The sequence below is a fragment of the Roseivirga sp. genome (assembly GCF_049099775.1).
In the GTDB taxonomy this organism is placed as follows: Bacteria; Bacteroidota; Bacteroidia; order Cytophagales; family Cyclobacteriaceae; genus Roseivirga.
Genome location: NZ_JAGDZM010000004.1, coordinates 807,203 through 834,177, shown reverse-complemented (window position 1 = coordinate 834,177; position 26,975 = coordinate 807,203). Strand labels below are relative to the sequence as shown.

Here is a 26,975-nt window from a genome sequence, read left to right as displayed (position 1 = left end):
ATGAAATGTAAACTTTGTGGATCAAGTAATGTAAAGGTGATTTATTCTGGCCCATTCAGAAGTTCTGGTGTTGGCTCAAAATACGTTATGGGTTATAATGTAATGGAATGTCAGGACTGCGGAGCAGTTTGGATGGACCCATTCCCTGAGCAGAATGAGCAACATTACATCCAACCTACCTATTGGACCAAGCACAAAGGAGCGGAAGAATTTGAGGAGTTGATCAAGAAATGGTACCCTGAACAACTCATATGGCTTGAGTCTATAGGCATAGAACCCTTTGTGAATAAAAAGGTGCTGGACTACGGTTGCGGCATGGGGCTCTTTCTCAATGTTCTTGCCAGGGTGAGTTCTGAAACGCATGGTTTCGATCTTTCTGCTCATTTCAAAGACTACATTCTTGAAAATGGCCACAGCTTTTATGATCAGTTAGATCAAATCCCTAGCACTTACTTCGATTTAGTGGTGAGTTTTGATACTCTGGAGCATATCGAAAAGCCTAAGCCATTTCTTAAAGATATCTATTCACGTCTGAATGATTCCGGACTCTTTATTATAGGAGTTCCCAATTTCGATGACTATACTAAGTCTTTTGTAGACGGCTACCACAAGTTTTTCTATCACCTCTCGCACCTGTGGTTTTTTAAAAAGCAAGTTTTGAACAACCTGCTCGAAGAGGCGGGTTTTACAATAGTCAAGTCTACCTCCGTACATAAATACGATGTAAATAATCTGGTAGCCTGGGCACGTGATGAAAAGCCTACGGGCAGATCAGGGAGCCATTTAGATGAATTTTTGGAGAAAGGTTTCAGGTCCAACCTAGAGCGAATGGGAGTGGGCTCACATTTACTGATAATTGCCCAAAAGTGAGAGTACTGATCACAGGTGGAAATGGCATCATTGGGACCACACTTGTCGATTTGCCTTATGAGAAGGTCTTTCTGGATATAACAGAAAGGCATTATTCTCTGGCCGGAGAGGCTTTTGTCCAAGGTAGTGTCTCTGATAAAACAACACTGAGTAGACTGCTAGATGAAGCCGATATAGTGATTCACGCAGCGGGCATCAGCGATTCGCAAACCAGAGGAGAGGAGATAGATACTAAAATCATGGATAACAACTTCACGGCTACCAAACTGCTGTTTGACCTGGCCTGGGAGAAGGGTCTAAGCAAAATCGTCTTTCTCAGTTCCAACCATGCTATAGGTATGGAAGAGCTCTTGAATGCGCCTGATATTTATACTGCCGGTGGCAAGAATAAAGTAACAGACAAAGATTTCTTCCCTGACTCATTCTACGGAGTAAGTAAGGTGTTTGGAGAAATGTATGGCAAATACATGGCACATAATGGAGGGCCAAAGTTCATCTCACTCAGAGTAGGTTCAGTCAGGTCTGAGATAGAAAATCACCCTTTTGCGTATGCTGAGCATGGAGTGCGCAAAAAGAAGTGGGAGCGATGGAGCCCTGAGTATGTAAAACAATACAACAGACTGAAGGCCATTTGGCAATCGAGAAGAGATTTTCTACAGCTGGCCCAAAAGTGTATTGAGTACGATGGCCCAGAGAAATACCTCTGTTTTTATGGTGTGAGTCAAAATGAGCACAGCTGGTTTGAGCTAGATAATGCAAAAAAAAAACTCGGTTATGAACCTATGGATTCTGCCGATGAGATTAAATTAGAAGATTGCTTAAGCGATGGGAGATAAGGTTTCAATAATAATAAGAACCAAAAACGAGGAGAAATGGATTGGCCAATGTCTGAAAATCATTCAGAGTCAAATCCATAAGAACTATGAGGTTATCCTTGTTGATAATAAAAGTGAAGACCGCACGGTAGAGAAAGCCTTGCATGTGATTCCGGACCTTAAGTTGGTATCTATCGATAAGTATTTACCTGGAGACGCCATTAACAAAGGAATACAAGCGTCGACAGGAGATTTCATTGCCATTCTCTCAGCGCATTGTTTACCACTAAGCGAAAACTGGATATCGCAGTTAATTTCGAACTTTGAAGATGAAAAAGTGGCCGGTGTTTATGGTAGGCAAGTGCCCATGAAATACACAAGCCCTACAGACAAGCGGGATTTGCTCATCACCTTTGGTTTAGATAAGAAAATCCAGTACCGTGATACCTTTTTTCACAATGCCAATAGCATGATCAGAAGGTCTATTTGGGAGGAAACCCCTTTTGATGGGAAAGTCACCAATATTGAAGATCGCGTTTGGGGTAAAGAGATGATTTCGCAGGGGAAAGTGTTGATTTATGATCCGGATGCTCCGGTTTACCATTACCATGGCATTCATCAGAACAACATCAAAAGCAGGTACAGCAATGTTGTAAGGATACTGGAAGAGTTGCAACTTGACCCCGATGTGCTGACCGCTAAGGCGTTGGACCCTAATGAGCTGGAGATAGTTTCAATTATTCCTCTAAAAAACGAAACCTACCAGAGCTTGGGAGCAACTAAAGAGCTGCTTGTAAAAACGATAAATAGCTTGAATGAGTCTCAGTACATAGATAGGTTTATGTTCTCAGTAGATAGTGAAGGGTTACACCAGATTCTGTCTGACTTAGGGGTTGATGTCTTGATAAGACCAGACAATCTTTCAAAAGAAGGAGTACGAGCAGACCAAGTAGTGAAATACACACTCGATTGTCTCGAAGGAGAGGGCTACTTTGCCGATTTGGTTCTTCCAGTGGAAATCACCTATCCTTTCAGGCCTACAAGGCTGTTTGACAACCTTATAGAATATCTGCTCGATACTGGCATGGATACGGTCATTGCTGGTTTTCCGGAATTACGACCTACCTGGATTAAGGAAGAGGAACACTTTAAGAGGCTAGATGATTATCATCTCACAAAAAGTGAACGTGAACCAATTCATGTAGGGTTACCAAGTTTAGGATGTGTAGCGCACGTATCTACTTTTAGGAAATTTGGAAGAACTGGAGGCCAGCTAGGGATATTTGAAATTAGCTCTGAACAAGCTAAAATCGAAATTAAATCAAAGGATCAAATATCTTTATTTCGAAAGATTCATATCTAGAATACCGCTAAAAATGTCAAATAAATTTATTGATATTACCTTTGAATTGACTGAAGACCTTCCTTTGTGGCCTGGTGGAATTGGTTTTGAAAGCAAAAAGCACAAAACAATACCAAAGGATATCGCTAATGTTTCAAGCATAAAACTTGGTTGTCACTATGGGACTCATTTAGACTCTCCGTTACATTTTATAGAAAATGGTAGTGATGTATCCAATATTGACATCAATGAGTTAATTGGCCCTGCCTACGTTATTGAAATTTTTAACACTAATGTTATAAGCGCTAGTCATTTGGAGTCAGTTGACATCCATGATGATTGCACAAGGCTATTGATAAAAACAGATAATCAAGCACTTTGGAACAATAAAGTCAAGAGTTTTGACGAAGACTTTTGTGCCTTAGATCAAAGTGCGGCTAATTGGTTGATTCAAAATAACATCAAGTTAGTTGGCATTGATTACTTGTCCATTCAAAAATACTCTCACGGTCCTGAAGTTCATCAAGTTTTGTTAGAAAAAGGTATTATTATAGTTGAATGCTTGAAACTTGATGGTGTTGAAAAAGGATGGTATGATTTAATATGTTTGCCACTTAGATTGACTGGGCTTGAAGGTGCCCCTGTTCGAGCTGTTCTATTAAGAAGTTAGGTTTAACGGTACTTGTTTACGATAAGTGAATTACTGATATCCAATTATCAGCAATTGTTTACTGAATCTGTATAGTAGCTTTTGATAAATAAAATGCAATGATAGTTTGGAATACGAATAATAGGAAATTCAATAAATTCAGGCAGTTACTATTCTATTATAGGTATAGACGAGCTCATTTAAATTTTTTTGAACAAATGAGTTTATCTTTCAGGGGTATAAAGCCCAAAATGAGCTTGGTTGGAGGAGATCAATGGAAACTGGCTAAAATGAAAAATAAGTATTCTGATAAATCAAGATGCTTTTTAGTGGCAAATGGACCAAGTCTAAATAATTACGATCTGAGTTTTTTGAAAGATGAAATTAGTATTGGTTGTAATGGCGTATATAAGAGTTTTGACAGGCTTGGGTTCAGAACAAATTACTTAATAATTGAAGATACATCTCAATTCGAAATAAGAGCTAGTGAGTTAGAACAAGTAAAGGATACCATCAAAATGACAGCATTGTATAATTCTTATGCAATAAAGAAACCATCAGATTGGATTTTCTTTCATTCACCCAGATCTAGAAATCGTGAATACTACTTTTATTCTAACTCATTCCCTCAATTCTCTCGGGATTTTGCAGCTGTCGCTCATTTGGGATCTACGGTAACCTATATAATGATTCAGTGGGCTTATCACTTAGGTTTTGAAAAAGTCTATTTGTTAGGGCTAGACCATAATTATGGCAAGCTTTGTGAGTTATTTCCTCCTGGGAGATTAGAGGTTACAAAGGAAAACTATCACTTAGTTCAGCAATGCCATTTCGATAAGGATTATTGGAAGATAGGAGATAGAATAGGAGTTCCAAAGCTAGATATCATGGAAAGAGCTTATTCTTTAGCCAATGAAGTCTTTAATGCTGAGGGGAAAGAAATAGTGAACCTAAATTTAGATTCTGGATTGAGTGTCTTTCGTAAGATGGATATTGAAGATCTAGATATATAGATATCTTATCCTAATTATTTATTACCCTTTTTCTTAAAAACATCATTAATGAATAAGTGCTTTGCAACTATTATTACCTCAGATTACTTGCCTTATGCCAATGCTTTATTGGAGTGTTTAACAGAATATTGTTCTGATATAAATTTGTATGTACTGGTTTCAGATTCGCCTAGCACATTATTGAAGAAAGAGACTCATCTAAGACTAATGACTTTAATAAGTTATGAAGACCTGATTAAAAATGCAGTCGGCCAAAGTATTCATGATAAATATTATGAATCATATCATGATGCCTTTCGATGGTCTATGAAGCCTGTTTTAATAGGTTATTTATTAGATGAGTACGAAAAGGTTATTTATGTCGATTGTGATGTGCACTTTTTTAATGACCATGATTTCCTTTTTAAACTGTTAGACAAACATAATATTCTGTTGTCTCCACATTTTCGGTCGAGTGACCCAGTAAAAGATTCGAGTAACTTTTTTTTGCAATTTAATGCCGGTTTGTTCAATGGTGGATTTGTAGCTGCTAACAAAGGAGGCAAAGAGGCAATGATTTGGTGGGCCAAGGCTTGTGATTACATTTGCGAAAAGTCTCCTTGTAAAGGTCAATTTGATGACCAAACACATTTGAATTTATTACCTGTTTTCTTTGAAGACGTTCATATTATCAAACATCGTGGTTGTAATGTTGCCAATTGGAACCTGCTAGAGTGTGAACGAACGTTTGTTGAAAATGAGCTACTGATTAATAAAGAATATCCACTTGTATTTATTCACTTTACTGGAAGTACTATTAGAGGAATCATCAATGGAAATGATTCAATGCTGCGACCTCATTTTGATAAGTATAATGAACGACTTCTAGCAAATGGTTTGGATGAGTCACTCTTTGATAAATACTCGGTCAATGCTATCCCCCAACCTTCCTCTTTTAAACGATTTGTACGGTTTGTAAAAAAACAGATAAGGTTTACTGCTAACTTTTGAAATGAGCGATTTTATAAACATTAAACTTTCCATGAATACAATGGATAAGTTTTTCATTAGAAATGCAATTTTTAAGGCGTTGAATGCCTCTGTTGATGATTTTTCAGGTGAATTTTTAGATGTTGGATGTGGTAAAATGCCTTACAAGACTTTTATTTTAGATAATAGTAAAGTCGAAAATTATACAGGGCTTGATATTGATGGAGCTATAGTTTATGATGAAAGAGTCAAGCCGGATTTCACATGGGACGGCAGAGTCATGCCTTTTGAGGATAATTCCTTTGATTCGGTCATGGCGACTGAAGTACTTGAGCACTGTCCCGACCCTACGATCGTTTTAAAAGAAATAGTAAGGGTCTTAAAACCAGGTGGCAAACTGTTTTTTACTGTGCCATTCATTTGGAATCTTCATGAAGTGCCTTATGACGAGTATCGATATACACCTTTTGCCCTTGAAAGGTTAATGCATGAAGCTGGCTTTAACTCGGTGGATATTAGAGCAACTGGAGGTTGGCATGCCTCCATGGCACAAATGCTAGGGTTGTGGTTAATCAGGTCTGACATGTCCGTAAATATAAGAAGGGTTTTAAAAGTCGTCAGTTTACCTCTTTACAAACTTCTTCTAAAATTAGATGCACCTCCTGAGTCTTTCAAGGAAACTACTATGGTTCCTAGTTTATACGGTAATTGTACGGTTTGATAATTATGGAACGGAAGCTAAAACTTGCAATATTAAGCCCATCCAAAAACGCTTATAGCGAGACATTTATTCAGGCGCACAAAAACAATCTTAACGCTGAGGTTCTCTATTACTATGGAGGTTTAATTCCAAAGTTCCTTGATAAAGGTTATTCTCTCGTAAGCTCCAAAAAAAGGATTATAAATAAGTTTAGAACATATTTTTCTAAGAAGTTCAAATTAGGGATTGAGTACAGCTTGCACGACTCATTCAAGAAAGAAAAAGTGCAAGCTGTATTGGCGGAATATGGCCCAACAGCATGTGAGGTATTGGAGGTTTGTAAGTCATTAAGATTACCTTTGATTGTACATTTTCATGGTTATGACGCTTCTAAATTTGACGTAATTAGAAAATACAACTCATATAAAGGTCTTTTTTTATTTGCAACCAAAATTATTGTTGTATCGGAGGAAATGAAGGGTCAACTGTTAGGTTTAGGTTGCCCAATAGAAAAAATAGTCCTTAATACTTACGGCCCGAATGATACTTTTCAGTTGGTTAATCCTCAATTCTCTGAGCCTTGGTTAGTTGGGATTGGAAGATTTGTCGATAAGAAAGCTCCTTATTACTTACTACTGGCCTTTAAAGAGGTAGTAAAAGCGAATCCAGAGTCTAAGTTGATTCTTGCGGGAGATGGACATTTGAAAAATACCTGCGTTAATTTAGCAGGTTACCTTGGTATTTCAGAGAATATTGAATTTAAGGGTGTTATCACTCCAAGTGATTACATAGATTTATTAAGTAAATCGACTGCCTTTGTACAGCACAGTATTACAGCACTAGATGGTGATAAAGAAGGTACTCCTCTCGCCGTTCTAGAGGCCTCTTCCGCAGGTTTACCTGTGATATCGACAATCCATGCGGGTATTCCTGATGTGATAATTAATGATAAAACGGGCATTCTCGTCGAGGAACACGACGTAATGGGAATGGCAGAGGCCATGATTAAAATGTTGTCAGATTTGAATTTGGCAAAAAAGATGGGAGCAGAGGGTAAAAGACATATTACCTTAAATTTTAGCATGCAAAGGCATATCTCAACCCTTGATACTGTGATAGTGAACTGCCTAAATGCTTTAAAATAAGCTCGAGTGCTTTTAAATAATACTTCTCTTGTCAATACATAGGACAGTTTCTATAGTAGTTCCAGCTTTTAATAGAGAGCATTTGTTGCCTAAAACCATTAAAAGTGTTTTGAATCAATCTTATGATGCGTGGGAGTTAATTATTGTTGATGACGGTTCCACGGATGATACAGTCAATGTTATTAAAGGTTATGCATCTAAAGATGATAGGATCATAATAAAGTCTAGAGATAGACTTCCAAAAGGTGCACCTACATGTAGGAATATTGGCATGGGAATGGCAAAAGGTGACTACCTGATGTATCTAGATTCGGATGATACTTTGGAACCCTACTGTCTCGAACGACGAGTGAGATACATGGAAAAAAACAGTCATCTGGATTATTCAATCTGGAATGTTCTTAGTGTTTTTAAAGATGGAACCACAAAAGTTTGGAATGATCTTAACTTAAAAGATGACCTGAAAAGTTTCCTATTAGCTCGAGGTTGGCAGACTTCTTCGTCCTTTTTTAAACGAGATTTTGTAAAAGATTTTGAATGGGATGAAAATGCTTGTAGTTGGCAAGACTGGGAGTTTCATATTAGGATTTTATTAGCCAACACGAACTATGATAAAAATCCTAAAAGTGAACCAGATGTTTTTATCGATAGAACACCAACGGCAAGAATTTCTAGTTCAAATCGAAGTCCTATCAGAATAGAGTGCCTTCTAAGGCTTTTTGAAAAAATAGAACGGCTTCTGAAGGCTAAAGGAAAACACGACTATATTGAGAATCTCAAGGCACCTTGGTATTCTTTTTTAGAGGTTTCAGCGGTGGAATTGGATCAGAAAAACTTTAGGAAATTTCTATCAATCTTTAAGAATGCTGGAGTTCACCGTTACGTTGCTCGGCCCAAGCTAATTCTCTCTTACTTGAAACTACAAAATACCTTGAGAAAGCGACATTTGACTTTCCTTCAGTTTATCCCCTATCGATTCATGAAATACTATGGTGAGCAAAACTGGCTATAGTCATAAAATAAAAGTGTTTCTGGGAGCATATATCAATCAAACTAACGCCCAGAATTTAAATTGTAGAGTACTCGCCGAATGCTTGAATAAAAAGCAGTTTGATGTGCTAACCCTTTCATTAAATCATGGTAACCTTGGTGAAGTTAAAATACCAGGAGTAAAAGTATTTCATTGCAAGAAGCCTGTGAGACTATTTCAAACTTTGGGCTACCTCTGGGGAATTTATAAAGCAGATGTAGCCTATTTACCTAGGGGGAATAATTATGAATTGCAACGATTTTTAGTACGCTTGTTTAAAAGGAAATCATTTAAGACCGTAGAGAATATAATCGATGAGGAATCTTTATCAACAGCATTATCTGTATTAGGTACACGAAAACGGGTATTGGAGAATTATTCTTTCTCTAGTAGGTCTTACTCAATAACGAGTTTTATGAAATCCTATAACTTGAGTAGTGTAGGTCTGAAAACGGAAGATAAAATTCTACCACCACCAATTGATACTACAAGTTTCTCTGAAATCAGAACAGTTAAAAAGAAGCTCAAAGACTTGCTTTTTATAGGTAACGCAATGAAAAGAAAGAGAGTGCGTGATTTTGTGGAATTAGCAAAAGATTTTCCAGAGTTAAACTTTCATATCGTAGGCAAGGGTGGAGAAGATCACTTATTCAAAGAGTTAGAGATCAAGAAGATAATGAATATTGTATATCACGGTCTTCTTAATCACGATGAACTTAAGTCATTAATGGGTAACATTGACTTCCATGTTTTACCATCTAGGTCAGAGGGTTTCCCTAAAGGTATTATTGAATGTGCGGCGGCAGGCATACCGTCATTAGTGTACCATGATTATGGAGCTGAAGAGTGGATCGATACAGGTAAAAACGGTTTTGTCTGTCGGACTCTTGAAGAAATGAAAAGTGTAATAAAATCCATGCTGGATGACTCTTTAAAATTGAGTGTTACTTCAGACGGTGCTATTAAATTAGCCAATAAATATAGCGCAGAATATGTAGTCTCATTGTATGCTGATGAAATTAACGCTATCTATCAAAGCAGGCTTAGCTAATAATGTCGAATATTTTATTTATCGGAGGATGTGAGAGAAGTGGTACAACCATGTTGGCTTCGTTGCTATGTGGCTCTGGAGACTGCGTTAGTGCACCAGAGTCTCAATTTAAGTCGAGACTGTTAAGTAATGATTTACTATCAAAAAAAGATTTAGAATACCTAAAGTCTGATTTTCGATTTGGATTATGGAATGATGGTGAGTTCTTAAGTCATATTGACTTAAATCAAGTTAAGAAATATCAGTTTTTGCCAGAATTACTTAACTATAAGTTTCATGATAAAGACTATCGATTTTTTGTTGACCATACCCCAACCAATTTTTACGACTATCATTCACTAAAGATTTTTTACCCACAAGCAAAATTCCTACATATTATAAGAGACGGGAGAGCAGTTTACAACTCTTTTAGGTCATTAACTTGGGGACCAAAAGATGCCATTAGAGCCTCTGAATGGTGGCTGAAAAAGGTTTCGCTAGGAATGGCTCCCTTGGCTTTGGGAGAAGATGTTTATACTGTTTTTTATGAAGAATTGGTCAGGAATCCAGAAGACGTACTGAAACGGATTTGTGACTGGTTAGCCATCAGTTTCGATGACAACATGATAAAAGGTGATAATTCTTTCCTACCTACTTACACCCAAGTACAACACAGTCTAGTTGGGAAAGGTGTTTCTGTGAACAGGTTAGATTCATGGAAAACTAAGCTTTCTTCAAAAGAGATTAAGATTTTTCAAAGTAGAGCAGGCTACCTACTCGAAATTTTAGGTTACCAAGACCATTCAGTCGATTATCGGACCAGCAAATATTCAGAAATGTCACACTGGATACATGGCTGGGTTAAAGCGAAGAGAATGATCAAAAAGCAACGGAGTAAAGAAACTGAATTCAGCAAAGGACAGTAGTCATTCCAAAATTTAGAACAGTAAAAAATCCTTGAGTAATCTCATTATTATCCAAGCACGATTGTCCTCGACACGTTTACCAGGTAAGGTGCTTAAGCGCGTCTACGGTGATAAGACATTGCTTGATATTCAAATAGAGAAGGTTAGGAGACTCAATTTGCCATTTGTCTTAGCCACTACTACAAATGAGGCCGATGACCCTTTGGTGAGTTGGGGAGACGCGAATGACGTTAATGTGTTCAGAGGAGCTGAAGACAATGTTCTACAGCGCTTTATTGACTGTGCGGAAGAGTATGATGCCAAACATTTAATACGAATTTGTTCTGATAATCCATTTTTACAACTTGATGAAGTAGTCAGTTACTTCGATGAACTGTCGAATGGCATAGATTATATCAGTTATTGCAATGCAGCAGGTACTGCAGCAATTAAAACACACTGGGGGTTATTCGTTGAAGGAGTGTCTTTGGAAGCATTGAAAAGAACGGCAAATATCTTAATTAATACGGATGAAGCCATGTTCTACTCCGAACATGTGACAAACTACATTTACGCTCACCCGGAAGTCTTTAACGTTGCACTACGAACAGCTCCATCTGTAATTAGTAGGAGGGATGACCTTCGCTTTACCATTGACACGGAAGAAGACCTTCTAAATGCCCAGTATCTATTAAATCGCCTTGGTAGGGCTCACGATATTTCAATATTGGATTTGGTTAAAGAAGTAGATGCAAACAAAAAATTACATGAATCTATGCTAATAGGCATAAATAGTTTTACAAAATAGACTAAGCAACCAAATATAATTGGAGGCTTTTTATTATTCCTGAACCTATATAAAAGATCCATATGATGCTAAAAAATGCATATAGGAAATTCAAAGAAATTACTACCCCATTAGTACTTATTCACGTGGGTAAGTGTGGAGGTTCTACCGTTCGTGAAGAGCTCCTTTCAAACGATTACAAATTTTTTGAAAAGCACATAGGTGAAGTAGATTATGATAAATCAAAGCAATACATTATTGTCATTAGAAATCCAATTTCTAGGTGCATGTCAGCATTTAATTGGCGCTACAAATTGGTTTGTGAAACTAAAGAGCAGCAATTTAGATTTCCTGGAGAGTATGAGCTTTTGAAGCAATTTGAGTCTTTCAATCATTTTGCAGAAAGCCTTTTCGATGAATCTGGAGAAATTCAAATAGATCTTTCACAACCAGAATATTACATTCATCATATCAAGGAAGATATTTACTTTTATATCGGAACTTTTTTAAAGGAGTTTGATAAGGAAAATGTGAAAGCTGTTCTGACTACTGAGAACCTGAATTCAGATATGAAGGAGAATTTTGGTATCGATGTTAAAACCCACTTAAAAAAGAACAAAAATAAAACAAAAGAGAAACTGAGTGAGAGAGCAGTTAAAAACTTAAAATTGGCCTTCAAAAACGACTATTGGTGTATAGATAAGCTTTATGAAGCAAACTTAATCTCACCGAAGAATTACGCTATTCTATCCAAGTAGACATTAGAGTTTAATCATACAATTTCTTAAGTTAACGACATGGCAAAAACATATTTAATCGGTGAAATTGGGCAGAATCATAATGGATCAGTCGACCTAGCTAAGCTATTGATTGATAATGCCGCTCAACCGGTCAAGGATAACTTATTCGATAACGAACTTCAGCCATGGGATGCTGTAAAGCTTACCAAAAGGGATTTAAATGAGGAACTCTCTGCTTCGGCTATGAATAACCCTTATAATTCTCCTCATAGCTTCGGTAAAACCTATGGGGAACATAGAGCAAAGCTGGAATTGAATGATGCGCAGCACTATGAACTTTATCGCTATGCAAAAGATAAAGGGCTAGATTTTGTCGAGACACTTTGTGCAATTGGTTGTTTAAGCATGCTTAAACTATTCACCCCAGACCGTCTAAAAGTGGCTAGTCGAGATTTGACAAACCTACCATTGTTAAATGCCATGGCTGAGACAAATATTCCAATTATTTTCTCGACAGGCATGGGCGGAGAGAAAGAGATAGATGACGCATTGGATATCATCACAAAACATCACAGTCAGGTGACGATTTTGCACTGTTTATCTCAGTACCCAAGCGAATACAAGAACATCAATTTGAACAGCATACATTATTTGAAGCAAAAATATAGCGATTTCGAAATAGGCTATTCCGATCATAGTATTGGTATTGCCATCCCCTTAGCGGCGGTTGCTATGGGTGCCTCTACTATTGAAAAACACATTACGCTAGATCGAAAGATGAAAGGTACCGATCAAGCAGGTTCCCTTGCACCGGATGGTATGCATAGAATGGTTAGAGATATTAGAAATCTAGAATTAGCTTTTGGTGAAGTAAAGAAAGAAAGAAGCGAGGCCGTTTTAGCTGCTAAAGTGAAACTAGAACGAAGCGTCGCTACTAAACGAAATATGAGGGCAGGAGATGTTGTTGGTTTAGATGATATCCACCTTTTAAGCCCCGGAGACGGTTTTCAATGGGCTGACCGTGATGCTATTATCGGGAAGAAATTAATTAATGATCTATCTGCTAATGAAGTCATCTATAAAGAAGCAGTTGAATAATGGCCTTACCTAAACTAATACTTACTGATATTGATGGCGTTTGGACAGATGGAGGTATGTTCTATGACCAAACTGGCAACGAGTGGAAGAAATTCAATACATCTGACAGTGCAGGTATCATCTTTGCCAGAAAGCTGGGCATACCTGTTGGAATAATTACAGGTGAAAATACCGAAATAGTCAATAGAAGGGCTGAAAAGTTGAATATTGATATCCTTCATCAAGGAATTTCTGATAAACTGACGGTTGCTCAAAATGAGTGTAGTCGTTTAAACTTGGAGCTCTCAGACGTGGCTTATATTGGAGATGATCTCGGTGATTTAACTTTACTAAAAGCGGTTGGCATTTCAGCGGCCCCGGCAAACGCCCCAGATTATATTAAGAAGTACGTGCATTTTACTACCAAGAAATCAGGTGGAGATGGGGCATTTAGAGAATTCGTGGAGTGGATCGTAGCTCAAGAAATGGATATCGAGGATTTGATTGACTAATCTTTGAAAAAGCACTACCTGTTAGTTTGGCCCACACATAGAAAGGATTGGGTCGCTGTGTTTTATGATTTAAAGAAGGAGTTCGATTTCACTTTTTTACCCTCTGCTTTTCCCTCCGAGTCTAATCATGCAGAAGATTTTCCTTGTAAATATTGGCATGAGTTCCAAGATGCCGACTCCATTCTAGATGAAATTGAACCAGACGGAGTGATTTTTATGTCAGTCGACTCTGGCCTTTCTATGATTCTTAACCATGTTACTCAATTAAGAAATATTCCGACTTTTATTCTCCAGCATGGTATTTATACGAACTATAAAGACTACAGAACACGGGAGCGTTTCTGGAATAAGCAAGAAAAAGCTGCTGCAGTCGCAGTTCAGAAGAAAGGAGAAGGGTTCAGTACTTTAAATTTCGCCCGTAATTCACTCAAGGGATTTGACAAGTTCAAACTGCTTTGGATTGCAGTATTTACATTTTTTCAAAAGAATAAAGGAGAATATTGGGCTGCTAAATACCTGCCTTTGAGAGTTAAAAAGGTGGATTATTATCTATGCTTAAGTCCTTACAATTCTACTATTCATCGAGAGACAGATAGAATTTCGGATCATCATATCAGGTATATTGGAAGTTCAGAGTTAATTGGTTACCTCAAGAAAGAAGAAGATTTAATTAACGATAGCTTCTATTTGCATATTGATCAAGCAATGGCTCAAAATTCTATGGGTGAAGAGACATTGAGTCGTGAGGAGATGATTAGTTTTTATTTGAAATTAAATGAGTTTGTAAAAAGCAAAGATGCTAGGCTCTACATAAAGCTTCACCCTGAATCTTATTTTTCTGATTGGCTCCCGGAAGATGATAATATCACGTACTTGAGGAAAGTAGATAACTTTAACGCAGTCATACAGAGCGCAAATGGTTGTTTCGGCTTCTATTCTACACTCGTGGTTCCAGCTGTCTATTGGAAGCCGACAATCTTGTTTAGTATCTTTTATTCAGGGTTACAAGAGGCTTTAGCTAAAGTAGGAGAGATTCAAATACTTGACTTTCGAACATTTGAAACCAGTGATATAGAGTTTAAGAGCACCTCCGACAAAGAAATGATTAAAGAAACATTCATTTTACCTAAAAGTGTAAATGAAGAGAGTTTAGTAGATGTTTTGAGGAATCCAGAATATCAATTATGAACCTTTTTCTAACTTTTGACAGAAATTATACACAACATGCCGTTGTGATGTTACGCTCGTTGTTCGACAATCATTCAGGACAGCGTTTTGACCTTTTTATCTACTCTGAAGATCAAGATGAGATTGAAAGGCTATTAAAAAAGGAGTTCCATGGAGAGAATTTTGGTCTAAGTTTTATTGATTATAAATATGAGTCGTTGCCTAAATTGACGAATCGGTATTATAACGAAAACTACTATAAAATAATTTATACTCGCCTGCACATAGGCGAGCTGCTTCCAGATTTAGATAGAGTCTTGTCTATTGATGTTGATATAATAGTTAATGGAAGTATCGAGGAGTTCTATAATACAGAATTAAATGAAGATCAGCTTTTTGCTGGTGTAGCTGAAGTGCGAAAAAGTGAATTTTCTAAGTTTGGCATTCACCCAGAACATCGGAATTCAGAAACAAACTTCAATTGTGGTGTACTATTGATTGATTTGAAAAAATGGAGAGAATGGGGCGTTTCAGAAAAAACGACAGCCCATATTATAAAGAATGAGAAAATACTAGGCGCTCCGACACAAGATACACTTAACCCGCTTTATTACAACAACTGGAAAATTGCCTCTCCTAAATATAATTTGCATCACTTTTACCTGTTGTTCCCATTTAAGATCAAAGATTTACCCTATAGCTTAGAAGAAGTTAAAGTAGCCACTAAAAACCCAGTTATTATACACTACACAGGGTCTATGAATCCTTGGAATTATTTGGATATTCATCCATATAGGAAGCTCTATTGGAAATATCTAAAGAGAACCAGCTTTCGAGATTATGAACCCATCGATCGAAATTTTAAGAATATGATCATCAAATATAGAAGGCTACTCATGGTAAAAACACAGAAACTGATTAACGGCTTTGGTTAACACTTTAAGTAAGTTTTGAGGGCAGTTCATCTTACATATTCTGGAGCAGGTGGCTTGGGTAGCTTTTTAAGAGATTTTGTAGAAAGCGACTCAAAAAATAAGTTCGAACATATTGTGGTTTTCTACGGTATAGAACCTTTAAACTGGGAGCTAGAAGAATATTGTTTATCAAAAAGTATAGATTTCTATTATTTCAAGAGAAATAGTGTTGTCGATATTCGCTCGTACAAGAAGGTATGGTCATTAATAAAAGAGCTGAAAGCTTCAACTGTATTTCTGCATACCTATAGCTTAAGTCCCTTTTGCTACTTCAGAAATCGTAAGTCGATTAGGCTTTTCTGCTTCGAACATACAAGTTCTGCATTTAAGGGCTTGCAAGGGAAGTTCTATTCAGTGATCAATTGGTTTATTACGGATGGTATTATCGTCTTTTTTAGAAACCATGGCGTACCTAGTGCTTTTAAGACTAAGACTCATTTTGTCCAGAAAAAAATAAACCCCAAGAAGTTTCAGTCACATGTAATTAGGGAGCCGAATGAAAATGTAACCTTCGGCATGTGCAGTCGATTGGTCGATGGAAAACGCTTTGATTTGGTTTTTGATGCTTTGGAAATACTTAAGAAAGCTGGTGAGCAAAGAGTTTCACTCAGAATAGCGGGTGACGGACCAAATGCAGAGCACTTAAAAAGTATTGTCAAGGATAAAAGGTTAGAGAATGTTGTAAAATTTCTCGGTCAGGTAGCCTATACTGATTTGCCAGAATTTTATCATGAACTTGATGTTTACATTCATGCTTCAGAGGGTGAAACGATTTGTTATAGTATAATGGAGGCAAGATCTTGTGGTTTGCCAATCATAGCATCAGACGTAGCTGGAATTAAAGAGGGTGTCACTGAAATGACTGATGGTCTTTTATTTAACAATAATGCTGAAGCTATTAGTCAAGTGATGAGAAAAGTTTTGTTAGATGAATCGCTAAGGCAAAAATTAGGTGATCAAAGTATGGCTAAGGCACTTGCAGATTACAATGGACCAAGTATGGCTGATGACGTTCACAATCTCGTTCTTTCGAAATGAAAGTATTATTTGTTCAAAAAGAGGGTGGAATTTTCGGAGCAGAGAACTATCAACTTGCCATAATTCCAGCGCTCATCGCCAAGGGAATTGACATTGAATTTTTACGATTATACACCAATCATCAAGGTGGTCAAGGCGGAGAGTTCATTAGGAGGCTCAATCAAATCGGTGTAAAAACTTATGAGGTGAATATCGGTAAGGTTCCGACTTTAGGTATTCTACGGAAGATTCATAGGGTAGTTAAAAGCGGAGATTATGATATCGTTCATACGCATTTGATCCATGCAGATTTCTATCTTTCCCTAGTAAAACTCACCTTTGGACTAATACCGAAATTCGTTTCTACTAAACATGGCTATGACAATGACTTTACGGCGAAGCATGGGTATGATTCTAGTAAGCATGAGTTGAAGCCATTCTATCTTATTAGTCGGTGGGTAGAGCTTTGGACAGATGCATCTTTCACTGTTTCGGATGGACTTCGAAATTTTTTCGAAGCCATAAAAATGAGCAAGAAGGGCAAGCTAAAGCGGATTCATTTAGGCTTTGATATCCCCGATTTATCTAGAGAAAAAGACAATCCCGATTACAGAAAAGCGGACAAGCAAATTCTTATTGCAGGAAGATTGGTCGCTTTTAAAGGACATAAGTTCATTATTGAAGCGATGCAGACAATAGCAACCAAATTCGATGATGTTAAACTGTTAATTGCAGGGTCTGGTAGACTGGAAGAAGAATTAAGAAGTATAGTTAAGGGTCAAGGCCTAGAAAATGTCATTGAATTTCTAGGGTATACAAAAGAGGTTGGTCACTACATGGCAAACTCAGATGTTGTGGTAGTTCCTTCTGTTTCAGAAGGTTTTGGTGTAGTGTTTTTAGAGGCATTTTCTGCGATGACACCAGTAGTGGCTTGGGATGTGCCTGCTAGCAATGAATTAATAGAAAACAAAAAAAGTGGCTATTTAGTACCTCCGTACCAGATCGATCAATTCGCAGATCAAGTAATTAAGGTTCTTGAAAATCCATGTGAGCAGCGTCAGGTTGTGGAAAATGCTCAAGAAAGGCTAAAGTCTTACTATAACTTGCCTCGTATGGTAGATGAGACTCACCAATTCTATAAACAGCTTGATTAATGTGTCTGACTTTCATATTAAAGACAAAACTTAACTAAAATAATCTGTGGCTCCTTTCGAGATACCAGGCTTCTTAATTGCTATTGTCATTTTTCTGATAGTAATCTATTTGGTTGGCCAGAGAAATATTCCAAGCCGGTTTCAGCAAGTAATTTTTTATGGGTCAATAGCGAGAATAGTAGGAGTGTTAGCTTATTCCTATGTTGCCTTTGCCATTTATAATGGTTCGGCAGATCCAGTTACTTATTTTACTTGGGGAAGGCGCTTTTCATCATATTTTGGCCGTTTCGACTTGTCTCCTTTATATGATCGTGAACTATGGAGAGGTCCTGCTTTTCAAGGCACCAATTTCGTAGGCTATCCAGCAGCTATACTTATTTTAATTGTTGGAGAAAGTTTCAGAGGTACTTGGTTGTTATATTCTGGTTTATGCATGATAGGGTTGATGTATTTTGCCAAGGTGTTTTTCAGGGCTTACGGCGGTTCAGACTATCGGACTTATTTGCTTTGGTTGCTACTTTATCCATCACTTTGGTTTTGGACGGCCAATATTAGTAAAGATGCATGGATTGTTTTCGGTGCAGGCCTATTCCTAACCGGTATGGTTGATCGTAACCAAAAACAAAGCCTTCCTATCATGGGCTTAGGTTTGTTCTGGTGCTTTTTAGTTAGGCCTCAGTTGGCAGCCATGCTTGCTTTTGCTTTGGCAGGTTCTTATTTCTTAGTTTCTTTAAAAAAGCTAACAGTAAAGAATGTATTTATACTTTCTGTGGCCGTCATAGGTGCTGTATATTTCCTCTCGGTACTTGGTGTTCAAGATGTTACTGAGGTTACTGATTTTGCAGTTGATCAAAGAAGGAAATCATCCTATGGAGGTAGTGAAATAACAATCGGTGGTGGTCCATTAGCTTTTATACAGGCACCAATGAATATCCTTTTAAGACCATTCCCTTGGGAGGTTGGTGGCTTTTTACAGATTATAAGTTTTCTAGATATTTACATCATTTGGTTCTTAATATTCAAAAACCGCAAGAGCGTTATTAGATCCTTGCGTATGCTCAGAAAAGATAGATTAATTGCTTTTTGCTTTGTTTTCGTTGCCCTTTTTGCTTTAGGGGCGGGTCTAGCATTGGTTAACTTAGGACTAATTGCAAGGCAAAGGATAATCTTATACCCGTTTATGTTTATGATAATTTATGCTTATTCGGATAAAAGAGTTGCTTTCCTTTCTTTAAAAAGGAAAAAGCAAAGGGCACAAAAGCTAAAGAAAATTGCAGCGCTCCAGAAAACCTAAATTCTTACTGATAGGTGGTTTTGCTTCATCTTTAATAAACTTTAGAGGGCCACTTTTAAAGGCATTAACTGAAAAATTTGATGTTTATGCTACCGCACCCTATATAGATGAGAAAACAAAGAGATCAGTCGAAGCTCTAGGGGTTACATCTATTTCGAATACCTTCGAGAGAACTGGGCTCAACCCAATAAAAGATCTGTTGGCATTTTTTAAACTTAGGAAACAAATTAGATTACTCGACCCTGATTATACATTAGCCTATACAATCAAGCCAGTAGTGTTTGGTTTATTGGCCTCGGATTCGAAAAAAAACAAAAGATACGCTCTGATAACTGGTAGAGGTTCAGGCTTTGATTCATCTAGTTTTAAAGAAAAAATAATAAGAAGTATTGTAAAAAAGCTTTACACACGAGCATTATCTACAGCGAATGGCACCATTTTTCAGAACTCCACTGATCAAGAGCTATTTTTAAACGAAGGCATTCTGAAAAAAAACATCTAAAAGGACCGTTATTGAAGGTACAGGTGTAGATTTAGAGTACTATAGGTCTAGTTCCAAAGAGTCTAAATCTGACGTAGTTAAGTTCTTATTTATAGCCAGATTAATAAAGGAGAAAGGTATTCCGGAGCTGTTTGAAGCAGCAAAAAGGTTAAAGCAAAAACATTCAAATTTTGAAGTACAACTTTTAGGGTGGGTAGATCCAAACCCTGGAGGAATCTCAAGTCAGGAGATAGAATCTATGCATGCTACGGGTATAATTAATTACATGGGAACAACAGATGATATCCGCCCATTTATGGATAATGCTGATGTTTTTGTTTTACCAACATATTACAATGAAGGATTACCTAGGACTATTCAAGAAGCTATGGCAATGTCTAAACCTATTATAACGACTGATCATCCTGGATGTAGAGAAACAGTTGACCATGATAAAAACGGATTTTTGATTCCAACAAAAGACAGCTTAGCTTTGGAAAAGGCAATTGAATATTTCATTCAAAATCCAGGTCATATAGCAAAGATGGGCGCCAAAAGCTTGATGATGGCTCAAGAAAAGTTCGATGTCAATAAGATAAATGAACGCATTTTTAACTTTATGAATCTGAATAATGTATAAAGCAGGGGGGAAAAGATTACTTGATTTCTGCTTTAGTCTAGTTGCTTTTTTAGTTCTTTTTCCAGTGTTTTTAATAACCGCTATTTTATTGCTAATAAATAATAAAGGGAATCCGTTTTTTTTTCAATCTCGTCCTGGGCTTAATGGTCATGTTTTTAAGATATTCAAATTCAAAACAATGACTAGTACGACTGATTCTAATGGTGTTCTACTTCCAGATGAGCAACGGCTTACCGGGATCGGAAAATTAGTAAGAAAGTTGTCTATTGATGAAATACCGCAATTACTGAATGTGGTTCTAGGTGATATGTCCCTTGTCGGTCCCCGCCCTTTATTGGTTGAGTACCTTGAACTATACAATTCAGAGCAATCTAAAAGGCACAATGTTCGTCCTGGAATTACAGGTTGGGCACAAGTAAATGGTAGAAATTCCATAAGCTGGAAAAGGAAGTTTGAATTGGATGTTTGGTATGTCGAGTACCAGTCTTTTGGCTTAGATCTTAAAATCTTATTTTTAACAATACTAAAAGTATTTAGACCTAAAGATATTAGTTCAAGTACATCGGTAACAATGGAGAAATTTACAGGAAAACCAGAATGATTTTATTTGGAGCATCGGGTCATGCGAAGGTAATTATTGATATTCTTGAGAAGCAGGATGTTGAAGTTGAATTTTTAGTTGATGCAAACAGTAGCATCAAAACATTGCAATCGTATAGTGTAATTCATGAATCGAATTATGAGTCAAAGGACTCTGACCAAGTAATAGTGTCGATTGGATCTAATAAAATAAGAAAGAAAGTTGCTGATTCATTAAACGTTGTTTTTGGCTGGGCAATCCATCCTAATTCGGTATTAGGAGATGATGTTACAATTGGTCAAGGTACAGCAATCATGGCAGGAGCTATAGTTAATAGTTCAACTAATATTGGTAGTCATTGCATTATCAATACCTCTTCATCCATTGATCACGACTGTACATTAGAAGATTTTGTTCATATTTCTCCTAATGCAACACTTTGTGGTACCATTACTATTGGTAAGGGGAGTCACATAGGAGCAGGAGCTACAATACTCCCTAATTTGAATATTGGAAAATGGGCTACGATTGGAGCAGGAACGATAGTGACTTCAGATATCCCGGATAATGCTGTTGTAGTAGGTAACCCTGGAAGAATAATCAAATATAATGAGTGAAAACCCCAGAATCTGGCTTTCATCACCACATATGGGTGGGAAAGAGCAGAGTTTTATTGACTCAGCGTTTACCTCAAATTGGATTGCTCCATTAGGTCCCAATGTAGATGGTTTTGAAGTTGATTTGCAAGAATATTCTGGTGTTGACCATGCAGCAGTTTTAACCAGCGGAACCGCTGCAATTCATCTAGCACTCATAATATTAGGAGTAAAACCAAAAGATGAAGTCCTTGTTTCGAGTTTTACCTTTTCTGGTTCTATAAACCCTGTGGTCTATCAAGGAGCAATTCCGATTATGATCGATAGTGAACCAGATACGTGGAATATAGATCCGAAATCACTTAGAATTGCAATACAAGATAGGGTTTCGAAGGGTAGTAAACCGAAAGCTTTAATTTTAGTACATCTATATGGTATGCCGGCCAAACTAGATGAGATACTGTCTATTTGTAAGGAATTTGAGATACCAATAATTGAAGATGCTGCCGAGGCATTGGGCTCATCTTATAAAGGTAAAAAACTAGGCTCATTTGGTGATTTCGGTATTTTTTCATTTAACGGAAATAAAATAATAACCACTTCTGGAGGAGGCGCCCTTTTATCAAATAATAAAGAATGGGTTCAAAAAGCTCGCTATTTAGCAACACAGGCAAGAGATAATGAAGTTCATTACCAACATAGTGAAATAGGATATAACTATAGGATGTCTAATGTTGTAGCGGGGATCGGAAGAGGCCAAATGTTAGTTTTGGATCAATGGGTCAAGAAGAGAAGAAGGTTAAATCATTTTTATAGAGAATTATTTGAAGGTGTAGAAGGTATAGAAGTATTGTCAGAACCTGATAAGGACTATTTTTCTAATCACTGGCTATCAGCGATTACTATCGATCCTGAGAAAGCTCACATTAACCGAGAAGTGCTAAGGCTAGCCATGCTTAAGGACAATATAGAATCAAGGCCATTGTGGAAACCAATGCATAAGCAACCTGTTTTTGAAAAATATCCTTTTTATAGAACTGGGGTATCGGAATTGTTATTCAAAAATGGTCTTTGCCTACCATCAGGTTCTAATTTGGAAGAAAAAGAAGTATCTAGAATTAAGCATAGTGTTGAATCGGCACTTGACAATAGATGATAAGTAGAATAAAAACCCTTAACGTTTTACCTCGATGGATTATAATTTTCATCGACCTAATGGTGTTTTCATTCGCAGCGTTAACAGCATATCTTCTTAGGCTAAATTTCCAACTCGATCAGCTTTATGAATATGATTTCATAAGAGGGATTGTGATTTTTACCGCGGCAGGCTTGATCAGTTCGTTATTAACAAGGAGTTTCGCGGGCATAATTAGATATACTGGAACTCAGGATACAGTTAGGGTGTTTTATGCAAACCTACTTACCCTTCTAATAGTACTGGCTGTTAACTATATCTCTAAGAATTCTGTTCCTAATTCGGTTGCTGTAATTGCGTTCCTAGCTTCATTAGTGGCGACCATTAGTTACCGGTTATTAGTTAAAGAACTTTTTGCATTTTATAGAACTGTTCCAAAAGCTCAGCGCAAAATTTTGATTATGGGTGCAGGTCAATCTGGCATGTTAACTAAGCAGCTTCTTGACAATGACACGAGCTCGAATATTAAGGTAGTTGGCTTTTTGGAAGACAATCAACGCAAGATTGGTAACATTATAGCAGGCGTAAAGATATTCTCAGCGATTGAAGAATTTGAAAAGGTCGTGATGAAATATGGCCCAACTGAACTAATTATAGCAGCCTCCAGCATTTCTCTAGATCGAAAAAACGAATTGGTTGATAAATGCTTAGAATTTGGAATCAAAGTTTCAACTGTGCCATCTGCCGACCAATGGATTGGTGGAGAATTTGATATTTCTCAAATCAAAGAAGTAAGAATTGAAGATCTTCTGGGCCGAAATATGATTGTGTTGAATAACCAATATGTTTCAAAGGAAGTAAAAGGCAAGTCAATACTTGTAACAGGTGCTGCGGGCTCCATCGGAGCGGAAATTGTTCGACAGGTTGTAAGGTATAATCCTGCTAGTATAGTATTGTTAGATCAATCAGAAACAGGCCTTTTTGAAATAGAAAATGAAATACGAAGTATTATTAATCTCGAGGAAAGGCTAATATGTTTTGTTGCCGATGTAACTAATATATCTAGAGTAAAAGAATGTTTTAAGATACACAAGCCAGATATAGTCTTTCATGCTGCTGCCTATAAGCACGTGCCAATGATGGAAATTAATGTTTCGGAGGCAATCTCCTGTAATATAATGGGTACAAAAAACCTTGCCGACGTATCAGTTGAGTTTGAAGTTGAAAAGTTCGTAATGATTTCAACGGATAAAGCAGTAAACCCTACGAGTGTTATGGGAGCTACTAAGCGTGCTGCTGAAATCTATGTCCAGTCGTTGAACGATCTTCTGCAGACTATGGGTAAAACAAATGTTCGATTTATTACTACTAGATTCGGTAATGTTTTAGGCTCTAATGGGTCTGTTATTCCTATTTTCAAGAAACAAATCCGTCAAGGAGGACCTATAACAGTTACACATCCTGATATAACAAGGTTTTTCATGACAATTCCCGAAGCGTGCAGCCTTGTACTTGAAGCAGCTTCTATGGGAGAAGGTGGAGAAATTTTCGTCTTTGATATGGGCAAATCGGTTAAGATTGTTGATTTAGCGAAAAGGATGATTCAGCTTTCAGGGTTGGTAGAAGGAAAAGATATTGAAATTTCTTTTACCGGATTAAGGCCAGGGGAAAAGCTTTATGAAGAGCTTCTTGGGAACGATGAGAATAATATGGCCACTCATCACCCAAAGATTATGATAGCGAATACTAGAAAATTAGACTTTTCTGAAGTTAAATCTGATTTTGACAAACTAAATAACCTGCTGAACGAGCCCAAGGACGATCTCGATTACAATTTGGTGGCTCAATTAAAATCCTTCATAGTCGAATATAAAAGCAAGGCTTCAAAATTCGAGACTTTAGATAGTTGAACTTGTAAGAATATTAAAGAGGTTACCTGAATTTTGGTTTCCTTCTTGAAGGAGAAAGTAATTCTGTCAAGAAATTATCTGGTAAGTAAAATTCCAGTTTAATAGAGAAAATGTAATAAGCATCGTTGTTTTCTCTCCCTCTTGTATTCCCTAGTTGCCTAGCCTCAAATCCACCTTCCACAGATCGGTCGTAAACTTGAACCGCAATGTTGGCTGATTCAGACCCTGGTCCACCATTCCAATCTATAACTTGTTGTAAGCTCGGATATTCAGTCGCTATATCATCTAAGTAATCAGTAAAGGTAAAACGGCGCGCACCCTCTAATAAGATGTCAATTTGTCTACTGGCTTTAATGCGTAAACCAATGCCAAAAGGAATCACGGTTACAGATTTAGGGTAGGAGGAAACTGGCGCGGCAGCTTCAGTTTGAATTTCCCATAAATTGATAGAGTAATTTCCTTCATCTCCAGGGAGGTAAGTTTTTGGTCGATTTTGTGAGCGACCTATTCCAAATAGTAAATATGGATTAACAATTGGGCGTCTTGTATAACTTCCATCAACTGGTATTAGATTAAGAACTGCCATTAAAGAAAGCTCTAAATTCCTAGATCGGAAATTGAGGTTCCTTACAAATCGAGTATCATCCTCTCCCGAGGCTCGTCCTGCTGGTCTATTTATAATAGCATTAGCACCACCTTCAGCATCATCTCCGCCAATCTGGTAATAACTAAGGTCTAAACGTAAAGAGAGTTGGGAGCCAAATTTTCTGCGAATTCCTCCGGTAAGAGTTCCTCCTAGGGCACTAGACAAACCGTCATAAAAGACATCGTGCATATCGCCATGATATGTCGAAAAGCCTACGCCATACGAACCCATCCATAGACGGTCACGGCGTCTAGAGTAGAAACTTTGGGCATCTGCAATATCTGCAAACGCTATAACCAGGCATAAGATGAAAGTAATTTTTCTCATCGAGATAAACTCAATTAATACAAATCTAATTAAAAGGAGGTTGTGAGCAAATAATTCTCAGAAGAGGTGAACAAATTTAACATTATTTACACCAAAAAAAAACTCCTGAGAAATCTCAGAAGTTTTTGCGCACTCGGAAGGAGTCGAACCCTCAACCCCCAGAGCCGAAATCTGGTGCTCTATCCAGTTGAGCTACGAATGCAAAGTATTAGTTTAAGGCGGCTTGAACTTTTAAGGCTGCATCTTTAAGTACTATGGCAGATTCTACAGCTAGACCACTTTCGTTTATAATCTTAGCAGCTTCCTCAGCATTTGTTCCTTGAAGGCGTACAATAATTGGTATTTCTATGTTACCAATCTTCTTGAATGCTTCTACCACACCATTGGCAACTCTATCACATCTTACGATACCACCAAAGATGTTGATCAAGATTGCTTTAACGTTAGGGTCTTTCATGATAATTCTAAACCCAGCTTCTACTGTCTCGGCGTTTGCGGTACCCCCAACATCTAAAAAGTTAGCTGGTTCACCCCCAGAGAGCTTAATAATATCCATTGTAGCCATAGCTAAACCTGCTCCATTTACCATGCAGCCAACATTGCCATCTAGCTTTACATAGCTCAAACCAAATTCACCCGCTTCAACCTCTGACGGATCTTCTTCTGTCACGTCTCTTAATTCTAAAAGATCTTTGTGCCTGAAAAGACCATTGTCATCAAGGTTTACTTTCGCATCTACTGCTAAAATCTGATTATCTGAAGTTTTTAGAACTGGGTTGATCTCGAATTGAGAAGCGTCACTGTTGTCGTATGCTTTATAAAGAGAGAAAATGAATTTAACCATTTCCTTCATGGCTTGCCCTTCAAGACCGAGTTTGAAAGCAACCTTCCTAGCTTGAAATCCTTGCAACCCTACCGTTGGATCAATCCACTCTTTTATGATTTTCTCTGGCGTTTCTTCTGCCACAGTTTCAATGTCCATTCCACCTTCAGTAGACGCCATGATAACATTGCAACCTTTGGCTCTGTCTAGTAAGATAGAGAGGTAATATTCTTTAGGTTCTGAATCACCGGGATAGTAAACATCCTGAGCAATAAGGATTTTGTTTACTTTTTTACCTTCTGGACCAGTTTGGTGAGTTACAAGTGTTCCACCTAGAATGGCATCTGCTTTTGGTGCAACTTCATCCAGACTCTTGGCCAAAACAACACCATTAGATCCTGTTTCTTGTACTTGACCCTTTCCGCGTCCACCTGCGTGGATTTGAGCTTTTAGTACATACCAGCTAGTGCCAGTCATTTCATTGAGTTTCTTCGCTGCATTAGTAGCTTCAGCTGGACTGTCTGCTACAATACCTTCTTGAATTTTAACTCCGTATCCTTTTAAAAGCTCTTTGGCTTGGTACTCATGAATGTTCATATCCTTGATCTCAAATTTTGTGCGAAGCTATGCCTTTGGGCTTATAATTA

The 26,975-nt window shown here is 37.5% G+C and carries 28 protein-coding genes and 1 tRNA gene; 26 read left to right on the top strand and 3 right to left on the bottom strand.

The features are described 5' to 3' along the window. From JXQ92_RS08250 to JXQ92_RS08125, 26 genes are all read left to right on the top strand, one after another. Positions 1 to 870 (top strand): class I SAM-dependent methyltransferase, encoded by an 870-nt coding sequence (locus tag JXQ92_RS08250; RefSeq protein WP_421986124.1) that lies wholly within the window; start codon positions 1 to 3, stop codon positions 868 to 870. Then, positions 867 to 1,706, top strand: a complete 840-nt coding sequence (locus tag JXQ92_RS08245; protein WP_421986123.1) for an NAD-dependent epimerase/dehydratase family protein — start codon at positions 867 to 869, stop codon at positions 1,704 to 1,706. The genes JXQ92_RS08250 and JXQ92_RS08245 overlap by 4 nt, the downstream gene beginning before the upstream one ends. Then, complete coding sequence (locus JXQ92_RS08240; protein ID WP_421986122.1) at positions 1,696 to 3,048, top strand: glycosyltransferase; 1,353 nt, start codon at positions 1,696 to 1,698, stop codon at positions 3,046 to 3,048. The genes JXQ92_RS08245 and JXQ92_RS08240 overlap by 11 nt, the downstream gene beginning before the upstream one ends. Before the next feature lie 13 nt (positions 3,049 to 3,061). Then, on the top strand, positions 3,062 to 3,697 hold the full coding sequence (locus JXQ92_RS08235) for a cyclase family protein (RefSeq protein WP_421986121.1): 636 nt from the start codon (positions 3,062 to 3,064) through the stop codon (positions 3,695 to 3,697). A 197-nt stretch (positions 3,698 to 3,894) separates the two neighbouring features. Then, the gene (locus JXQ92_RS08230; RefSeq protein WP_421986120.1) at positions 3,895 to 4,689 is read left to right on the top strand and encodes a 6-hydroxymethylpterin diphosphokinase MptE-like protein; all 795 of its coding nucleotides are present in this window, start codon (positions 3,895 to 3,897) and stop codon (positions 4,687 to 4,689) included. 48 nt (positions 4,690 to 4,737) lie between these two features. Further along, the gene (locus tag JXQ92_RS08225) at positions 4,738 to 5,679 is read left to right on the top strand and encodes a glycosyltransferase (protein WP_421986119.1); all 942 of its coding nucleotides are present in this window, start codon (positions 4,738 to 4,740) and stop codon (positions 5,677 to 5,679) included. Position 5,680: 1 nt separating this feature from the next. Then, positions 5,681 to 6,379: a class I SAM-dependent methyltransferase gene (locus JXQ92_RS08220; RefSeq protein ID WP_421986118.1), complete on the top strand. Its 699-nt coding sequence runs from the start codon at positions 5,681 to 5,683 to the stop codon at positions 6,377 to 6,379. A gap of 5 nt (positions 6,380 to 6,384) precedes the next feature. Next, positions 6,385 to 7,503 carry a glycosyltransferase gene (locus tag JXQ92_RS08215; protein WP_421986117.1) on the top strand — a complete coding sequence of 373 codons (1,119 nt, stop codon included), beginning with the start codon at positions 6,385 to 6,387 and terminating at the stop codon, positions 7,501 to 7,503. A gap of 28 nt (positions 7,504 to 7,531) precedes the next feature. Beyond that, positions 7,532 to 8,515, top strand: a complete 984-nt coding sequence (locus JXQ92_RS08210; RefSeq protein WP_421986116.1) for a glycosyltransferase family 2 protein — start codon at positions 7,532 to 7,534, stop codon at positions 8,513 to 8,515. Next, positions 8,493 to 9,584, top strand: coding sequence for a glycosyltransferase family 4 protein (locus JXQ92_RS08205; RefSeq protein WP_421986115.1), 1,092 nt, complete (start codon positions 8,493 to 8,495; stop codon positions 9,582 to 9,584). The genes JXQ92_RS08210 and JXQ92_RS08205 overlap by 23 nt, the downstream gene beginning before the upstream one ends. A gap of 2 nt (positions 9,585 to 9,586) precedes the next feature. Continuing rightward, entirely contained in the window at positions 9,587 to 10,489 is a 903-nt protein-coding gene (locus tag JXQ92_RS08200; RefSeq protein WP_421986114.1) for a sulfotransferase family protein, read from the top strand. Positions 10,490 to 10,520: 31 nt separating this feature from the next. Continuing rightward, complete coding sequence (locus JXQ92_RS08195; RefSeq protein WP_421986113.1) at positions 10,521 to 11,276, top strand: cytidylyltransferase domain-containing protein; 756 nt, start codon at positions 10,521 to 10,523, stop codon at positions 11,274 to 11,276. 62 nt (positions 11,277 to 11,338) lie between these two features. Continuing rightward, positions 11,339 to 12,013 (top strand): hypothetical protein, encoded by a 675-nt coding sequence (locus JXQ92_RS08190; protein ID WP_421986112.1) that lies wholly within the window; start codon positions 11,339 to 11,341, stop codon positions 12,011 to 12,013. Positions 12,014 to 12,052: 39 nt separating this feature from the next. Beyond that, a complete protein-coding gene (locus JXQ92_RS08185; protein WP_421986111.1) occupies positions 12,053 to 13,093 on the top strand; it encodes an N-acetylneuraminate synthase family protein in 1,041 nt (346 codons plus the stop codon). Next, a complete protein-coding gene (locus JXQ92_RS08180) occupies positions 13,093 to 13,584 on the top strand; it encodes a KdsC family phosphatase (RefSeq protein ID WP_421986110.1) in 492 nt (163 codons plus the stop codon). The genes JXQ92_RS08185 and JXQ92_RS08180 overlap by 1 nt, the downstream gene beginning before the upstream one ends. Before the next feature lie 3 nt (positions 13,585 to 13,587). Then, the gene (locus tag JXQ92_RS08175) at positions 13,588 to 14,772 is read left to right on the top strand and encodes a polysialyltransferase family glycosyltransferase (RefSeq protein WP_421986109.1); all 1,185 of its coding nucleotides are present in this window, start codon (positions 13,588 to 13,590) and stop codon (positions 14,770 to 14,772) included. Continuing rightward, the gene (locus tag JXQ92_RS08170; RefSeq protein WP_421986108.1) at positions 14,769 to 15,686 is read left to right on the top strand and encodes a glycosyltransferase family 8 protein; all 918 of its coding nucleotides are present in this window, start codon (positions 14,769 to 14,771) and stop codon (positions 15,684 to 15,686) included. Before JXQ92_RS08175 ends, JXQ92_RS08170 begins: the two co-directional genes overlap by 4 nt. A 15-nt stretch (positions 15,687 to 15,701) precedes the next feature. Then, positions 15,702 to 16,763 carry a glycosyltransferase family 4 protein gene (locus tag JXQ92_RS08165; RefSeq protein WP_421986107.1) on the top strand — a complete coding sequence of 354 codons (1,062 nt, stop codon included), beginning with the start codon at positions 15,702 to 15,704 and terminating at the stop codon, positions 16,761 to 16,763. Then, a complete protein-coding gene (locus JXQ92_RS08160; protein WP_421986106.1) occupies positions 16,760 to 17,896 on the top strand; it encodes a glycosyltransferase family 4 protein in 1,137 nt (378 codons plus the stop codon). The genes JXQ92_RS08165 and JXQ92_RS08160 overlap by 4 nt, the downstream gene beginning before the upstream one ends. A 46-nt stretch (positions 17,897 to 17,942) precedes the next feature. Next, positions 17,943 to 19,190, top strand: coding sequence for a hypothetical protein (locus JXQ92_RS08155; protein WP_421986105.1), 1,248 nt, complete (start codon positions 17,943 to 17,945; stop codon positions 19,188 to 19,190). Beyond that, entirely contained in the window at positions 19,168 to 19,692 is a 525-nt protein-coding gene (locus JXQ92_RS08150) for a glycosyltransferase (protein ID WP_421986104.1), read from the top strand. Before JXQ92_RS08155 ends, JXQ92_RS08150 begins: the two co-directional genes overlap by 23 nt. Positions 19,693 to 19,702: 10 nt before the next feature. Continuing rightward, positions 19,703 to 20,311 carry a glycosyltransferase gene (locus JXQ92_RS08145; RefSeq protein WP_421986419.1) on the top strand — a complete coding sequence of 203 codons (609 nt, stop codon included), beginning with the start codon at positions 19,703 to 19,705 and terminating at the stop codon, positions 20,309 to 20,311. Next, the gene (locus JXQ92_RS08140; protein ID WP_421986103.1) at positions 20,304 to 20,912 is read left to right on the top strand and encodes a sugar transferase; all 609 of its coding nucleotides are present in this window, start codon (positions 20,304 to 20,306) and stop codon (positions 20,910 to 20,912) included. Before JXQ92_RS08145 ends, JXQ92_RS08140 begins: the two co-directional genes overlap by 8 nt. Continuing rightward, complete coding sequence (locus JXQ92_RS08135) at positions 20,909 to 21,508, top strand: acetyltransferase (protein WP_421986102.1); 600 nt, start codon at positions 20,909 to 20,911, stop codon at positions 21,506 to 21,508. Before JXQ92_RS08140 ends, JXQ92_RS08135 begins: the two co-directional genes overlap by 4 nt. Further along, positions 21,501 to 22,643 carry a DegT/DnrJ/EryC1/StrS family aminotransferase gene (locus tag JXQ92_RS08130; protein WP_421986101.1) on the top strand — a complete coding sequence of 381 codons (1,143 nt, stop codon included), beginning with the start codon at positions 21,501 to 21,503 and terminating at the stop codon, positions 22,641 to 22,643. The genes JXQ92_RS08135 and JXQ92_RS08130 overlap by 8 nt, the downstream gene beginning before the upstream one ends. Then, the gene (locus tag JXQ92_RS08125; RefSeq protein WP_421986100.1) at positions 22,640 to 24,532 is read left to right on the top strand and encodes a polysaccharide biosynthesis protein; all 1,893 of its coding nucleotides are present in this window, start codon (positions 22,640 to 22,642) and stop codon (positions 24,530 to 24,532) included. The genes JXQ92_RS08130 and JXQ92_RS08125 overlap by 4 nt, the downstream gene beginning before the upstream one ends. A gap of 22 nt (positions 24,533 to 24,554) precedes the next feature. Here JXQ92_RS08125 and JXQ92_RS08120 read toward each other — a convergent pair whose 3' ends face one another. The 3 genes from JXQ92_RS08120 to sucC form a co-directional block, all read right to left on the bottom strand. Further along, entirely contained in the window at positions 24,555 to 25,505 is a 951-nt protein-coding gene (locus JXQ92_RS08120; protein ID WP_421986099.1) for a hypothetical protein, read from the bottom strand. Positions 25,506 to 25,633: 128 nt separating this feature from the next. Then, positions 25,634 to 25,707: transfer RNA gene (locus JXQ92_RS08115), tRNA-Arg, on the bottom strand. A gap of 6 nt (positions 25,708 to 25,713) precedes the next feature. Beyond that, the gene (sucC, locus tag JXQ92_RS08110) at positions 25,714 to 26,925 is read right to left on the bottom strand and encodes an ADP-forming succinate--CoA ligase subunit beta (protein ID WP_421986098.1); all 1,212 of its coding nucleotides are present in this window, start codon (positions 26,923 to 26,925) and stop codon (positions 25,714 to 25,716) included. Positions 26,926 to 26,975 lie beyond the last annotated feature (50 nt).

Excerpts from the sequence above, each read along its gene's own strand:
- JXQ92_RS08250 (WP_421986124.1), top strand. The coding sequence starts at position 1 with ATGAAATGTAAACTTTGTGGATCAAGTAATGTAAAGGTGATTTATTCT.
- JXQ92_RS08220 (WP_421986118.1), top strand. The coding sequence starts at position 5,681 with ATGAGCGATTTTATAAACATTAAACTTTCCATGAATACAATGGATAAG.
- JXQ92_RS08160 (WP_421986106.1), top strand. The coding sequence starts at position 16,760 with ATGAAAGTATTATTTGTTCAAAAAGAGGGTGGAATTTTCGGAGCAGAG.
- JXQ92_RS08120 (WP_421986099.1), bottom strand. The coding sequence starts at position 25,505 with ATGAGAAAAATTACTTTCATCTTATGCCTGGTTATAGCGTTTGCAGAT.
- JXQ92_RS08235 (WP_421986121.1), top strand. The coding sequence starts at position 3,062 with ATGTCAAATAAATTTATTGATATTACCTTTGAATTGACTGAAGACCTT.
- JXQ92_RS08230 (WP_421986120.1), top strand. The coding sequence starts at position 3,895 with ATGAGTTTATCTTTCAGGGGTATAAAGCCCAAAATGAGCTTGGTTGGA.
- JXQ92_RS08130 (WP_421986101.1), top strand. The coding sequence starts at position 21,501 with ATGAGTGAAAACCCCAGAATCTGGCTTTCATCACCACATATGGGTGGG.
- JXQ92_RS08190 (WP_421986112.1), top strand. The coding sequence starts at position 11,339 with ATGATGCTAAAAAATGCATATAGGAAATTCAAAGAAATTACTACCCCA.
- JXQ92_RS08205 (WP_421986115.1), top strand. The coding sequence starts at position 8,493 with ATGGTGAGCAAAACTGGCTATAGTCATAAAATAAAAGTGTTTCTGGGA.
- JXQ92_RS08215 (WP_421986117.1), top strand. The coding sequence starts at position 6,385 with ATGGAACGGAAGCTAAAACTTGCAATATTAAGCCCATCCAAAAACGCT.
- JXQ92_RS08225 (WP_421986119.1), top strand. The coding sequence starts at position 4,738 with ATGAATAAGTGCTTTGCAACTATTATTACCTCAGATTACTTGCCTTAT.
- JXQ92_RS08135 (WP_421986102.1), top strand. The coding sequence starts at position 20,909 with ATGATTTTATTTGGAGCATCGGGTCATGCGAAGGTAATTATTGATATT.
- JXQ92_RS08240 (WP_421986122.1), top strand. The coding sequence starts at position 1,696 with ATGGGAGATAAGGTTTCAATAATAATAAGAACCAAAAACGAGGAGAAA.
- JXQ92_RS08125 (WP_421986100.1), top strand. The coding sequence starts at position 22,640 with ATGATAAGTAGAATAAAAACCCTTAACGTTTTACCTCGATGGATTATA.
- JXQ92_RS08140 (WP_421986103.1), top strand. The coding sequence starts at position 20,304 with ATGTATAAAGCAGGGGGGAAAAGATTACTTGATTTCTGCTTTAGTCTA.
- JXQ92_RS08200 (WP_421986114.1), top strand. The coding sequence starts at position 9,587 with ATGTCGAATATTTTATTTATCGGAGGATGTGAGAGAAGTGGTACAACC.
- sucC (WP_421986098.1), bottom strand. The coding sequence starts at position 26,925 with ATGAACATTCATGAGTACCAAGCCAAAGAGCTTTTAAAAGGATACGGA.
- JXQ92_RS08170 (WP_421986108.1), top strand. The coding sequence starts at position 14,769 with ATGAACCTTTTTCTAACTTTTGACAGAAATTATACACAACATGCCGTT.
- JXQ92_RS08180 (WP_421986110.1), top strand. The coding sequence starts at position 13,093 with ATGGCCTTACCTAAACTAATACTTACTGATATTGATGGCGTTTGGACA.
- JXQ92_RS08185 (WP_421986111.1), top strand. The coding sequence starts at position 12,053 with ATGGCAAAAACATATTTAATCGGTGAAATTGGGCAGAATCATAATGGA.